This is a genomic window from Methanosarcina spelaei, assembly GCF_002287235.1.
In the GTDB taxonomy this organism is placed as follows: Archaea; Halobacteriota; Methanosarcinia; order Methanosarcinales; family Methanosarcinaceae; genus Methanosarcina; species Methanosarcina spelaei.
The window spans coordinates 1-13743 of sequence record NZ_LMVP01000040.1 but is presented as its reverse complement, the minus strand read 5'-3'; the positions used below and the strand labels follow the sequence as shown (position 1 = coordinate 13743).

Sequence of the window (13743 nt, the reverse complement as noted above, 5' to 3'; positions counted from 1 at the left end):
TTCTATGTCCCATCTTGCTCCATATAAGTTTGCAATATCTTTTGCATTCAAAATCTCTTTCTGAATATTTGTGATATAAATGTGGTGCTTTTCATCCTCGTCATTATATACTGCAACAAGACGTACATTCATCTCATCCTGTTTTTGCTTGCCTTTATATTCTCTTCTTTTGAATGCTATTTTTACAACTGCATCAATATCTTTTCCAGAAAGTTGCTTAATGCACTCACTAATAGGTTTCCCTATGAAATCTTTGCACTTTGTTTTAGGCATTCCTTCCTCTATTGAAACAACAACAGGATCCATATTCTTTTTAATTCTTGAAACGAAATACCCCCCATTTTCTTCAACCCTTGCAAACATCTGAGTTTTGTAGAAACCAAGATCAACAAGGAGAATACGGTCTTTGATCCAGGGACCGATTTTCAATGTTTTTATCTCAGCTGATTTTTCGGAGTACAGAGCAACGGTTTTAGGGCCGTTAGCAACCGCACTTACCATAACTCCGACTTTTACTCCAGCAGCTACTGTTCTTGCTCTTGCTGCTGGAAATTTATCTGATAAAGAAGAGTGAAGACGAACAATTGTGCTGTCCTGAATGACAATATCCTGGAAGTTTTCGAGCTTCTTGCTAAGTTTTCTACCAGGTTCTTTTGCAAGTTCTTCTATGCCGTGAATTACGCACTGATGCAGGAACTCAACTAGTTCTGGAGTAAAACGATAGTACCAGCTGCTATCGCTTATGGTTTTATGGGACTCAGTTTCATATTCTCGTTTCAAACTGGAAAGTGTACGCTGCAAGCGTACGCCAAAACTAAGAGTTAAAACCCAAAAGATGATGACAGGGTCAATTTTGCGCTCACGTTTTATAAGACCAGTTTCTTTGGCAGTTTGCCTTAACCACTCTTCGGGAAACATTTCCCGAAGAGAGTCTTCAAGAGTAGGTGGGGGACGAGGAGACATAGAGATACATGTGTTAAGGTATTGTCATATAAAAACATCTTCAAGAGAAGGAATTTAGTGCTTAACCGATGACCAATGAAGTATCTTTTAATTCATCGGCTTGCAATATTCAGGTTTTTTGTGAATCCTATGAATATACTAGAATGCTTGTACAGCAAGATGTCCAAAAAAAGTACTTTTAATAACACTGTTTTAATGTATAACCTTATATATAAATGACCGACTAAACGCTCATATAACCCTGATAACCGGTTTCATCTTCGCAGGAAAGCAATGATTGACTCTCCTCAACCTGCTAACTAGCAGGTCAATATCAGAAAAAAGGCCTTACAACCACTGAAAATCCTGAAATGGCTTCTTAGGAGATCGATCCCGAATTCTCGTAAATGTGAATAATCTGCATTCTAAAATAAATTTATATGCACTGGAAAGTACTTAAGGACAGGAATGTTATAAAAACTAAAAGTGGCTTGCCGAATTTAAATAAAGAGATTTACGAAGAATTACAAAAAAGTAACTGGAGAGAATTGAGAGAACCTGAAAGTCAGATGGGTAAGTATTCCTATCGATATCATTTGATCATTAATCTTTTAATTGAACAATTGATAATGGGAACACTGATGCTTATAAGCAAAGGTTGCTGGCTATCAAATAACTGTCTTTTTTAAGTTGAAACAGTGGCTTTATATTCCGATATTGTTAAACCATATAGTGAATTGCGTACCTTTATTGCTTTTAATTTCTAAACAGCCGTCTATTTGTTCAACAAGAAGTTTACTAGCTGGAACCCAAGGGAATTTGAACTCTTAGTGTCTATCTCTTCCGAAACTCCTTTCCCATTGTCTGATACTTCTAATATGTAATTGAAATTATCTTTGCAACCTTCATCTTGACTGGAAATCCCATTCACTCGGGTAGAAGTTTCACTCTTGTGAAGATTTATCTTGATTTCTCCTTTCCTTCCTACAGGAAAAGCATGTTTAAAAGAGTTTGTAACCAGTTCGTTTACAATAATCCCAAGAGGGACTGCAGTATCCATGCCAAGATAAATTTGATCAAGGTTCAATTTCAATCCAATACTTTTATTTCCAAGATTATATGAACTGAAAAGATCTTCAGTTAATTTATTTAGATAATCTGCAAAGTCAAGGGTATCGATATTATCACCTTTATACAGCTCTTCGTGAATAAGAGCCATTGAAGCTACACGATCCTGACTTTCTTTAAAGGCCTCAACAACTTCCGGAGTTTTACAAGTTTCACGGTTAAAGAATGTTTCTGATTGAAGGTCAAGCAAAGATGAGATTACCTGCAGATTATTCTTAATCCTGTGGTGAATTTCCCTTATACGGGTTTGTTCTACCTTTGCCAGAGCTTCTTCTGTCTTTTTATGTTCTGTTATATCTTGAGTTGTACCTATGACCCTAACAGGGTTCTTTTTTTCATCGAAAACAATTTCAGATTTCGCATGGACTATGCGTTCTTTCCCATTTGCTATGATTATCCTGAAATTAACGTCAGCAGGCTTTCCGTTTAATCCCTCTTTAGCAGCGTTATCTACACGATCTCGATCATCTGGATGCACGTAACTTAAGAAGATATCGTAATTTACTTTCAATTCTTGCGGCTTAAGTCCAAATATACGATACATTTCATCAGACCAATGAAACTCGTTGCTTATGAAGTCCAGTTCCCAGTTTCCAAGATGAGCTATTTCTTGAGCTTCTGCAAGACTTTTTTCACTCTTTTTCAATGAATCATAAGCTTTCTGAAGTTCTATTGTACGTTCTTTAACCAGCTTATCTAAATTGTCGAGTGTGTCGTTCAGTTCAGCTTCAACTTTTTTGCGCTTTGTGATGTCGCTGGCTGTACCAAGCCATTCAACAATTTCTCCATATACATCCAACATGGGAACCGCACGCGAGAAAATCCATCCCAAACTGCCGTCTGCTAGCCGGACCCGATGTTCCAGTTCATAAGTGCTCTTTGTCCGGATAGCTTCACTGATAACGGCCATCACATAAGGCTGATCTTCCGGAGGAACATATTCCTGAAGCCAATTACGATTTGGGCTTTCCGTGTTGACAAGAAAACCCCGACCGTAGAGATAGCGCATCTCGCTCCAGTCCGGGTTCACGCGGTATACCATTTCTGAACTGGCCGTCACCAGAGTACGAAATCGCTCTTCACTCATACTCAGAGCTTCCTCAACTTGCTTGCATTCACTATTATTTTTCTGACAGGAACTTTCTATTCTCTCCCATTTACCTTCTTTTTTAGTCAAAGCAAACGGGTGGTTTGCAACAATGTCCAGAATCTCAACTGCACCATATTTGTCAATTAGATATAGTCAACTCTTAATATAATGCAACATTTATATATTTAATATGATTATATTATTGCAGTTATGAGTTTAGAGATGTTTACTACTCCTGATATTACTACAGCTATCTGTCGTTCCTGTGACAAAAATGAGAAGTTCAGACTTCAAGTGTTATTATTGGTTAAAAATGGTTTGAGCCCAGCTAAAGTTGCAGAAGATTTTTCAGTTCACCGTTCAACAGTTCATCGTTGGATGAAGCGAGCTGAAGAAGAAGGTTTGTCCAGCCTTAAATGCAAACATGGTCGAGGAGTAAAGTCTTTTTTAAGTGCAGAGCAACTCTCTGAATTAAGGGAAGCATTATCAAAACCTATCCCAACAGACGATGGTTTTTCTCGTGGTTGGCAAACAAAAGATGCAATTCAGTTTGTCAAAGAGAAATTTGGAATATCTTATTCCAAATCAAGAATGAGACAAATTATTAAAAATTTAGGATTTAGTAGAGTTACATGTAGACCCCAATCAAAAAGGCGAAATCAGGCATTAACAAACGAATTTATTACTGAAATAAAAAAAAAGACTCCTAAATCCTAACTATTTATTCGTCACCCAGGATGAGAGCACTTTTTACGTAGATTCAAACAGATCAAAATGTTGGGCAATAAAAGGCTCTAAACCTGTTAAATTTATAAGCGGTTCAAAAGATAAAATCAACATTGGAGGATTCTATACTGAAAACGGAGACTTTTATTGGTATGATTTAGGAACTAAAAAGAATACGGACTCTTTCTTAAAATCATTAATAAAGTTTAAAAAAGACATAGGAAGAAAAATATTTATTACTATGGACAGAGCTCCATGGCATAAATCAGAAAAATCAAGGGAATTCTTTCGAAAAAACAAATATTGGTTGAAAATACTGCTTTTTCCTCCTGCTACTCCAGATAGGAACCCAACAGAATTTTGTTGGAAAATAACAAGAGAGGATTTAACGTCAATAATATCATTCAAAAATGTTAAAGAACTAAAAGAGGAACTCGATGAATATTGGGGGAAGCATACATTCACACACAAAATGTCGCATTATTTAAAGTGGTGACTATAGGTGCAAAGAACTATAATCGAGTACCTGTCTATAGCAGAACCCAGTAATTTTTCATGACCAAAAAAGTCGCTTCCACTATATCTCAAACCATCGTATCCACTGGCGAGAACCTTACTGGTTTTTTCAGTCAAGTAGTTTAATAGCGTTTGTGGATCTAAAACGTCTTCTTCTGCGTGCCAGTAAGGATAGGGAACAATTTCGATTTTCCCGTTTTCTAAATAAGCGTCAATATCGGGAATAGCCGCTTTCAAGGCTTCTTTTGCTTCTTCTTCCTCTACAGGTTTTGATATGACCCATAAACAATACTCATTATCTTCAAGTCCTGCTTTGAAATAAGGGATAAGTATGTCCATTAAATCTTTTTTTGTCCTGTAGAACTGACAGAAGTGTGTTCCCCAACGTAAATCCCCAATAATATCAATACCTGAAGTTCTATTACCGTTTCTCATAATATTCTCTGATAATCGGTGTAAAGTCAAAAATTTCTCTTCTCAATATACTGCTTCACTTAATGTTTTCCCTAGCTCAAAATAGGTCAAAATTCTTTTTTCAGAAGTCATTTTTATAATTGAGTAACAATATAAAGTTCTCATTATATAAAAACAATCTTATAAATACTCCTCTATCGTACTGGCATACTCATAAAATTCATTATCCATGAGCTACCTGTAAAGAAAATATACGGTACGAGTTTTCGGAAGAAGGTATTCATTTTTCAGTTACATGTCCTGTAGCTGTCGCTTTACGTATCTGGAACAAGCCTATTATGGGATCCGGTTCATGAAGAGATGAAAGTCTCTGAGGACGTAATTCCAGCTGAAGAAGCCGTTCAGATAATTCTCAGAGCGTTGGGGATAAAAAAAGGATAATTGTAGTACCAGAGCAGCCAGGCGGGTGGTTTTAGCATGAACACTGCAATTTTTCTGAAGCAGCATAAGATTTGTTACTGAAAATGGTTCATGATCGACAGATAGAGTGGTCAAAGACAAGGAATGAGGGAGTTGAATCAGTAAGGAGGACTTAACCATATCAATGAGAACTATCTGTCTCTGAGCACAGGCAAGACCTTAAGTCTGCTAAATTTTTAAGGGTTACTTAGCTGGATAAGTTGTAGTTCTAGCTTAAACCCTCTTACTGATGATCTTATTTCTTTTGCTCAATATATCGATCTTTTGCTTCCTGAAGTACAGTGATTGCTGTTTCCAGGTCTTTCCAACCGATAACTTTTACGCGTTTTTCCTCTAAATTCTTGTAGGTTTGGAAGAAGTGAGTAATTTCCTTAAATAGATGAGGTGGAACCTGATCCACTGATTCAATATAATTCCACATAGGGTCATTCTTTGGAACACAGAGTATTTTTTGATCTCTTCCTTTATCATCTTCCATATCAAATAGTGCCACAAGATGTACATCTATTACGCAGCCCGGAAAAGTAGGTTCCCATGTTAAAACCATGGCATCTAAAGGGTCGCCATCAAGTGCCAGGGTATCAGGGAAAAAACCATAATCAGAGGGATATACCATTGAAGAGAAAAGCATTCTGTCGTATTTAATTACTTTCTTCTCTTTATCATATTCGTATTTATTCCGGCTTCCTTTAGGAATCTCGATAAGCACACTTTCAACCTGTCTTTCCGTCATACCATCACTACCTTTTTACTCCTATCGTTGTTTTTTATAATGCAAGTTATTTGTGAGTTCATGGACTATGTCCCCTGATAGGGTCATACTATTAAAATATGACCTCATGAGTTTAATTTTATTAATATGAAAAGAGAGACCGAAAAAATAGACTTGAGGTGTTCTTTTATCCTTTTGTTAGATCTGGAAGAGTCTGACAGGGTAATATGGAAAACTCTATGTCTACAAGAAGTTACCTTCACCTGATTTTTGGCATTGCACAAATGTAACAAAGCAGTCACTAAAATCATGCTGCATGCTTTTTCCGTAAAATGCGGAAGAAAGTCATCATGGGAGTTTGCTAATATTGATGAATTAAAAGGCATTCAATAAAAAAGACTCTCAATAAAAGGATTCTCAATAAAAGGATTCTCAATAAAAGGATTCTCAATAAAAGGATTCTCAATAAAAGGATTCTCAATAAAAGGATTCTCAATAAAAGGATTCTCAATAAAAGGATTCTCAATAAAAGGATTCTCAATAAAAGGATTCTCAATAAAAGGATTCTCAATAAAAAGACTCTATATAAAAATAAATACTGCTATGTTAGAAAAGTGTTTTCTGTTTTTCAGGTTTTAGTTCTTAAAATTGTATTGGTTCCCTATCTTAATCTGCCATACCTGAAATGACATCAGTTTTAATTGGTAAAAACACGATTATTCAAAAAATAAGGCAAGATATAATCACAAATCTTGCTTTTATTACAAGTATCGTTAAGGAAAAGTCCTTAAGGTAAGAAGGATCTTCGATATCTGTTTTTAATACTTGATCCTCTAATCTTACTTACCATTCTAATTTGCATTCAATTTGGCATTTTCATTTTTAACATTTTTTCACTTTTTTATCAGTAACCTGTATTTTTCAAAGTTACTCTTCCTGGGCAGAAAGGTTCGAAAAATTGAGAATTGAGACTTTCGACGGTATAAGTGGTAGATAATCAACATAACCAGAACCTTCCAATTTATAAGGTTCGTCTGCAAAACCATCTCTGTTTTTATCGGAATGCGTCTGTGAAAAGCCCCTACCTGAAGGGGTTGCCCAGCAGTTACCACCAATATAAGGGCCGCCTACTATATTTCCTCCAGTTGTTTTCGTAGTATTGAGGATATTTACGGCTCCAGTATCAAAATTCACATTCACTGTATTGTTAAACATATTATTAGTAATGGTAGATGGAGCATCAACAAGATATAGTCCATTATCACAGTTTGTAATTTTATTTCCACTAACTGTTATGGTTTGAAACATAAGGTCAAAGGCATATACTCCTGTTTCGCAGTTGTAAATCTCATTATTAAGAATAGACTCGCTTCCGCTGTTCATATAAAAACCAATATCTGCAGCCATACTAAAATTAGATATTTTGTTATTTTGAACCGTACAGTAAAAAGCGCCATTCGTACCTTCAATACGGTCAAACGAGAAACAAATACCTGAAGATTTTCCTGGGCCTCTTATGTCAAAGTCTTTTATTACAACGTTACTTTCATAAATATTAAAGGCATTGTTTTTAGCTTTAATTATTGCTTTATATGGACTGCTTGACTCTATAGTTATATTCGCAGTTGAGATCTTAATGTCTCCACTGTATGTTCCAGGTTTTACAATTATTGTATCTCCAGAATGAGAATTATCTACTGCTTTTTGAATCGAGTTTCCAGGCTCTACATAAATAGTTTTAGCAGAAGCGCTGCAAGTAATAGCTTGAAGTGAAAGCAATACTGCTAATATAATCAATATAATTTTTTTTGTTTCCCGCAAGACAAAACCCCGATAAAGTTCTTTGGTATTGATAAAGTTTCTTAGTTTACTCGCTTTGATTTAATCTCAAAGACTTGCTTATTATCAGAATTTAGTTGATTCTCAAATAACTACTTATCCAGAATTTAGTTAATTTTCAAGTATATAATAATCAAATATTTGTATTTTTAAACATATTTGACTATTACCTGAGCTACAGTACTTTATTAACAAAGATAAACACTTTGAGCTGTCCGTCGTACATGAGAACTTAACAGTTCATCATATATAACGACTTCAGTCTGTAAGATATAAAATAATATATAATTTTTCCTATCTACCCTGCATATATACTAATATTTTTTTAAATAATCTTAACTACTTATTATTTACTATATTTTTGTTAAGCAGTTTCAGTTTTAATCTAACAATCATCCCAGCTGGCTAAATCCAGCCTTTAATATTATCGATTCTTTCAGCTGGCTTATTCATTAGTTTAATTGTAGGAAATTACGGAAGCAAGAGAACCAGATAACTTTATAAAAAATAACTGAACTGTAAGATAAATATTTATAGTCAGTGAAAGTAGCTTCTATCAATAAAAAACATAAAAATTTCACAGTGGGGGAAAAACATGAAAATCAGAGTCGTTAGCTCAAGAGAAGAAATCTTTACATTGAATCCTAATGAACGCATTGTTCACCTGGCTTTCAGGCCTTCGAACAAGGATGTATTTGGACTGGTTGAAACCTGCCCTAAAATTGATGTGATCCAGTTACCTAAATCCTACATGGGCACAATCTCAAAGTCCATAGAGATGTTCCTTGAGATGCAAAAAATCCAGCTTATCGAAGGTGATGTATGGGGTCACAGGAAAGATATTAACGAATACTACACAGTTCCGTCCTCGGTTATTGAAAGAATAAAAGAAATGAGAATTGAAGGTAAATCAAATGAAGATATTGAAGCAAAGGTTTCAAGGGAAAGCAAAATTAACCCTGAAATGGTTGCTTATATCATGAACAAGGAAGCTCCTGCCTGAGTTGATACATATCGGATATCTTGAAACTTTTTCACTGGAGATTTGACCGCACTCAAAAATAGTCCGAAAATTTTCAGGCCTTTCAAGGATTCATGTTATTCCTTGGTCTCCAGCTTAAGTTTTTCTTTCATAGAAGCTCTATAAAGTTCCATGGACTAAAATTTAGCCTGTAATTCCTACTTCAAGGAATTCAACAGGAGCATTTTCTTTTTGTCACTGTAGCGTTTCACCTTTATTTTTGAAAATTTTAACTGATTTTTTAATTGAGTTTTTAAATCTTTGAGTCTTCTATCTGTTCAAAAGTAAGCTTTTGAATTTTGATCTTCTGGCTGTGAAACCTATCTCTTTCGAGTGTAACAATTCTCAGGAAACCTTCTTTCTCAGGGCACAAGTTGAAAGTTCTTCCATTTTCAATTGGAATATTTTCCGGATTTCTGTGGCCGTGAACCTGGTAAGTGTTCTCATTCGTATTTTTATTAAAACTTTCAGCGACCAGATACGCATCACTGGCCTCTCCTACGCCGTTAATCATCTGATTGGCTCCGACAAAAACCAGATTTTCAGGAAGGCTGTTAAGCCCTCCGTGAGTTACAAGCACGCGTTTATTATAAAACTTATAATAAACACATGGTTTTAGTTTCTTATGTAAGTCAAGAACATTATTTTTTGTAATGCCTGACTGCTCTATTTTTGTCACATCGTACCAGGTATCTGCAAACTCGGAGACATGGTTTCGTTCTCCGCCTTCTGCCAGCCTGCAAAAACTTTTTTCATGGTCTCCTTCAAGCAGAATTACATTATTCCTGCACATAATGGAGATCAGGAACTTAATAATTTCAGTATTCTTAGTATTTTCAGTTCCACTGCCTATGTAATCTCCAAGGAAGATATACAGGTCACTGTCATTTAACCCGCATGCAAGATATTGCATAAGAGCCATGTAATTCCCAGCTATATTCCCAATATTGTGGACCTTTCTGTAGTTAGAAAAATCAGTAGGCTTGTATTGAATTTTTTCATGAAATTCCTGCGGCTTTATTACCGTGACAAATGACGGCACCTTTTGCCTGTTTATTATGGAGTACAATTCGTCAATTACAGTTTCAGGCACAACTTCATACTCAGGCCTTTTCCGGTTTCTCTCCTTTGCAATTTCAAGGGGAACCTCGGAAAAATCAACACAAATAGCTGAGTATCTGTAAGTTCTGACAAGCTTCCTGTACTTCGCAATATCTGCATTTCCTGCATTTGTCGCATCGAGAACTATGAAATCACCGTCCTCCATACGGCATTTAATGAGAGAGTAAATAAGTCCCCAGACCCGACGATTGATTTTCTGAGAGATTACAGTTTTTCCGGTAATGGAAAGTACAGGCGGCTTAATAAGCAGCCTGACACTGTCTGAAGAGATGGTATAAGGCTCAAGTTTATTTTCTCTGACAAAAGTTGACTTGCCGGAGCCAGGTATTCCTCTCAAAAATACCAGATACCTCATATCATACCTCAACAGTCTATATCATATTTCAACAGTCTGTCTCATATTTAACTATTAATCCCGTCTCCTGACTTTGATTTCAGATCTTCTGGTTTTATATTTTAGTTTTTACCTGCGAAATGATACCTGAGTTAATATTACTATTGATTTTTATAATATTTATTTGGATAATTTTATGGTATCTTTTCTCAAGCAGGTACAGGGGAAAATCGTGGATAGGGAGTTTACGAGATACAAGATAATTCCTGGAGTTTTGATGCTTAACTGGTACCATAAGAAAGACTCAGGTATGCAGGGCTCCTTCAGATTTCAATGGTGAAAGATATGACAAACCACAATGAAACCGATTATGTCCTGCCTGGAAAGGCAGAATCTTACTGGATAGCAACCACGCCTGAGTCCAGTTATCCTCCTATTTCTGGAGATACTCACGTGGATGTGGCAATTTTAGGGGGAGGAATAGTGGGCATTACAACTGCTTATCTTTTAAAGGAAGCAGGAGTGCCGTCTGTGGCAGTGATCGAAGCAGATCTTATTATTACAGGAGTAACAGGTCACACAACTGCAAAAGTTACATCTCAGCACGGACTGATCTATGATCGCTTGATTTCAAAGTTTGGAAAACAACAGGCACAGCAGTACGCAGAATCCAATCAGGCAGCCATAGAAAAGATAGCTTCTATCTTAAGTTCAAAAGGCATCGACTGTGATTTTGTCCGTAAGCCGGCTTATGTTTATGCAAGCTCTGAAGAATCAGTTGGAGATATTCGGAATGAGGTTGATGCCGCTCAGAACCTTGGGATTCCGGCTTCATTTAAAGCTGACTTGCCTTTACCTTTTAAAACATACGGTGCAGTTTGCTTCGGTAATCAGGCGCAGTTCCATCCCCGAAAATATCTATGTGCCCTTGCAAGGGAGATTGATGGAGATGGGTGTCATATTTTTGAAAAGACGAGGGCATTGAAGATTGAAGGAGATAGCCCTGTAACTATAACGACAGATAAGGGAACCATTAAAGCACACAAGGTTATTCAGGCAACACATTTCCCAATTCACGATAAACCAGGAATGTTATTCCAGCGTCTTTATCAGTCTCGTTCATACGTGCTAGGGGTTCGTATTGAAGAGCCTTTTCCGCAAGGAATGTTTATTAGTGCCGAAAAACCTGTCAGATCTTTACGTTCCCAGTCTGCCGGAGAAGATGAGTTAATACTTGTATCAGGGGAAGGACACAGGACTGGAGAAGGGAATGAAATTGACCACTATAGAAACCTCGAGAAATGGATTAGGTCAGTTTACTCTGTCAATTCTATCGATTATCACTGGTCGACTCAGGATGTCATAACTGTTGACCACGTTCCTTACATTGGCCGGCTAACCTCAGACAACGAAAACCTGTTTATTGCAACAGGGTTCAGGAAATGGGGCATGACCACAGGTACGGTTGCAGCCATGATTCTTACAGATATGATCCTTGGGCGGGCTAATCCCTGGGAAGAAGTCTATAATCCTTCGCGATTCAAACCTCTTGAATCGGCTAAAACTTTCTTTTCACAGGTTGCTGAAGCGACTAAAGGCCTTGTGGGAGATAGGATAGTTCCAGTTCATGAAAAAGCTTCGCAGATTTTGCCAGAGGAAGGTGCAATTGTCAAAATCGAGGGTGAAAAGGTTGCTGCATACAGGAATGACGCAGGAGTGCTTCATAAGCTTGATCCTTCCTGCAGGCATATGGGATGTATTGTTTCCTGGAACAATGCAGAAAATACATGGGACTGTCCGTGTCATGGTTCTCGATATAACGCAACAGGAGAAGTAATTAAAAGTCCTGCAGTATATGGACTTCCCGAAAAGAAAGTGAAGGAGTAATATTCCAGTACCTGTACAGAGACGCACAGTTATATTGGGCGAAACACTGGGTGAAACTGGACGAAACATTGGGCAAAGCATTGGGTGAAACAGTGCTCTACTAATCGTTCACCTATATCAATAAGAGGGCAATGAGGGGGTTCTTGAGCTCTTAGAATAGTGAGAATAAAGATGAGAGGATCCATATGACAGACAGAGTGAACACTGGCTATAATCTGCCTGGCAGGGCAGAATCATACTGGCTGGCAACTACCCCTGACTCAAACTATCCTGTTCTTCCAGGAGATGTTCGCGTTGATGTGGCAATAATTGGGGGAGGAATTGTCGGAATTACTTCAGCTTTTCTTTTAAAGCAAGCAGGAGTGTCAGTCGCCTTGATTGAAGCAGATAGGATAATAAAAGGGGTTACTGGCTATACGACTGCAAAAATAACATCTCAGCATGGCTTGATATATAATAGACTTATCTCCGAGTTAGGAAGAGACCAGGCGAAACAATATGCTGACTCTAACCAGGCAGCAATCGAGAAAATTGAGTATATAGTTCGTTCGTGGGATATATCCTGTGATTTTGCCCACAAGCCAGCATATGTCTATGCTGGGTCTGAAGATTCTGCGCAGGATATTTTAGATGAAGTTCGGGCAGCCAGAAGCCTGGGACTCCCAGCCTCTTTTGAAGATAGTGTGCCGTTGCCTATTGAAACATATGGCTCAGTCCGCTTCAATCACCAGGCCCAATTTCATCCTCGAAAGTACCTGTGTGCACTCGCCAGAGAGATTGAGGGAAATGGTTGCTATATCTTTGAAAAAACACGGGCACTTGGAATAGAAGGAGGAGAGCCCGTAGTACTGAAAACTGATAGGGGAACCGTAAGAGCTGACAATATCATTCAGGCAACTCATTTTCCTATTGTTGATAATCCTGGAGGATTATCCGATAAGTTATCTCAATCAATGTCATATGCGCTTGGAGTACGCATTGAAGAGAAGTTTCCGGACGGGATGTTTATTAACGCTGAAAAACCGGCCAGGTCCTTGCGCTCCCAGCCTGCAGAAGGAGGTGAACTGGTACTTGTAGTTGGTGACGGGCATCCTACAGGTCATGGAAATCCAACCCATGAGCATTGTAGACATCTTGAGGCATGGGCCAGGTCGATCTATAGTGTACGGTCTATTGACTATTATTGGTTGACAGAGGACGTTATGCCTGATGACGGCATACCGCTGATTGGAAGACTCACTCCTGACAGTGGACACTCTTATCTGGCAACCGGATTCCGAAAATGGGGTATGACAACAGGCACTGCTGCAGCAATGATCCTTACGGATATGATTCTTGGAAGGGATAATCCCTGGACTGAGGTATATGATCCTTCAAGATCTAAACAGGTCTCAATTGTTCAGGAGGATATCTCCGGAGTCGAACCAAATCAGGGAGTCCTTATTGAAAAAGGGAAGGATAAGGTAGCAGTATATAGCCTAGCTTCGGCAGGTTAACGCAACTAGAGGTATATATTTTCATATTCCTCTCCC

At 37.7% G+C, this 13743-nt stretch carries 10 protein-coding genes; 4 read left to right on the top strand and 6 right to left on the bottom strand.

Going from position 1 to position 13743, the window contains the following annotated elements; genetic code table 11:
- Both ASJ81_RS03460 and ASJ81_RS03450 read right to left on the bottom strand, forming a co-directional pair.
- On the bottom strand, positions 1–963 hold a 963-nt coding region (locus ASJ81_RS03460; RefSeq protein WP_095643260.1), incomplete at its 3' end, for an IS4 family transposase.
- Between the two features lie 754 nt (positions 964–1717).
- Positions 1718–3157 carry a sensor histidine kinase gene (locus ASJ81_RS03450; RefSeq protein WP_245859757.1) on the bottom strand — a complete coding sequence of 480 codons (1440 nt, stop codon included), beginning with the start codon at positions 3155–3157 and terminating at the stop codon, positions 1718–1720.
- 213 nt (positions 3158–3370) lie between these two features.
- Here ASJ81_RS03450 and ASJ81_RS03445 point away from each other — a divergent pair.
- Positions 3371–4382, top strand: a protein-coding gene (locus tag ASJ81_RS03445; protein ID WP_095643258.1) for an IS630 family transposase whose coding sequence is annotated in 2 segments (ribosomal slippage) — positions 3371–3855 and positions 3854–4382 — 1014 coding nt in all. Because the reading frame shifts where the segments join, the coding sequence is not laid out codon by codon here.
- On the opposite strand, the gene ASJ81_RS03440 is transcribed toward ASJ81_RS03445, so the two are convergent.
- The 3 genes from ASJ81_RS03440 to ASJ81_RS03430 all read right to left on the bottom strand — a co-directional run bounded on the left by ASJ81_RS03440 (position 4367) and on the right by ASJ81_RS03430 (position 7829).
- The gene (locus tag ASJ81_RS03440; protein ID WP_095643257.1) at positions 4367–4837 is read right to left on the bottom strand and encodes an MEDS domain-containing protein; all 471 of its coding nucleotides are present in this window, start codon (positions 4835–4837) and stop codon (positions 4367–4369) included. The genes ASJ81_RS03445 and ASJ81_RS03440 overlap by 16 nt on opposite strands.
- 694 nt (positions 4838–5531) lie before the next feature.
- Positions 5532–6029: an inorganic diphosphatase gene (locus tag ASJ81_RS03435; RefSeq protein ID WP_095643256.1), complete on the bottom strand. Its 498-nt coding sequence runs from the start codon at positions 6027–6029 to the stop codon at positions 5532–5534.
- Between the two features lie 906 nt (positions 6030–6935).
- Positions 6936–7829, bottom strand: a complete 894-nt coding sequence (locus tag ASJ81_RS03430; RefSeq protein ID WP_170943171.1) for a NosD domain-containing protein — start codon at positions 7827–7829, stop codon at positions 6936–6938.
- Positions 7830–8442: 613 nt separating this feature from the next.
- Here ASJ81_RS03430 and ASJ81_RS03425 point away from each other — a divergent pair.
- Positions 8443–8850, top strand: a complete 408-nt coding sequence (locus ASJ81_RS03425; RefSeq protein WP_095643254.1) for a DUF1699 family protein — start codon at positions 8443–8445, stop codon at positions 8848–8850.
- Positions 8851–9121: 271 nt separating this feature from the next.
- On the opposite strand, the gene ASJ81_RS03420 is transcribed toward ASJ81_RS03425, so the two are convergent.
- Positions 9122–10345: an AAA family ATPase gene (locus tag ASJ81_RS03420; protein WP_095643253.1), complete on the bottom strand. Its 1224-nt coding sequence runs from the start codon at positions 10343–10345 to the stop codon at positions 9122–9124.
- 324 nt (positions 10346–10669) lie between these two features.
- Here ASJ81_RS03420 and ASJ81_RS03415 point away from each other — a divergent pair, with 324 nt between their 5' ends.
- Both ASJ81_RS03415 and ASJ81_RS03410 read left to right on the top strand, forming a co-directional pair.
- Positions 10670–12211 carry an FAD-dependent oxidoreductase gene (locus tag ASJ81_RS03415; protein ID WP_095643261.1) on the top strand — a complete coding sequence of 514 codons (1542 nt, stop codon included), beginning with the start codon at positions 10670–10672 and terminating at the stop codon, positions 12209–12211.
- Positions 12212–12396: 185 nt separating this feature from the next.
- Complete coding sequence (locus tag ASJ81_RS03410; protein WP_095643252.1) at positions 12397–13707, top strand: NAD(P)/FAD-dependent oxidoreductase; 1311 nt, start codon at positions 12397–12399, stop codon at positions 13705–13707.
- Positions 13708–13743 lie beyond the last annotated feature (36 nt).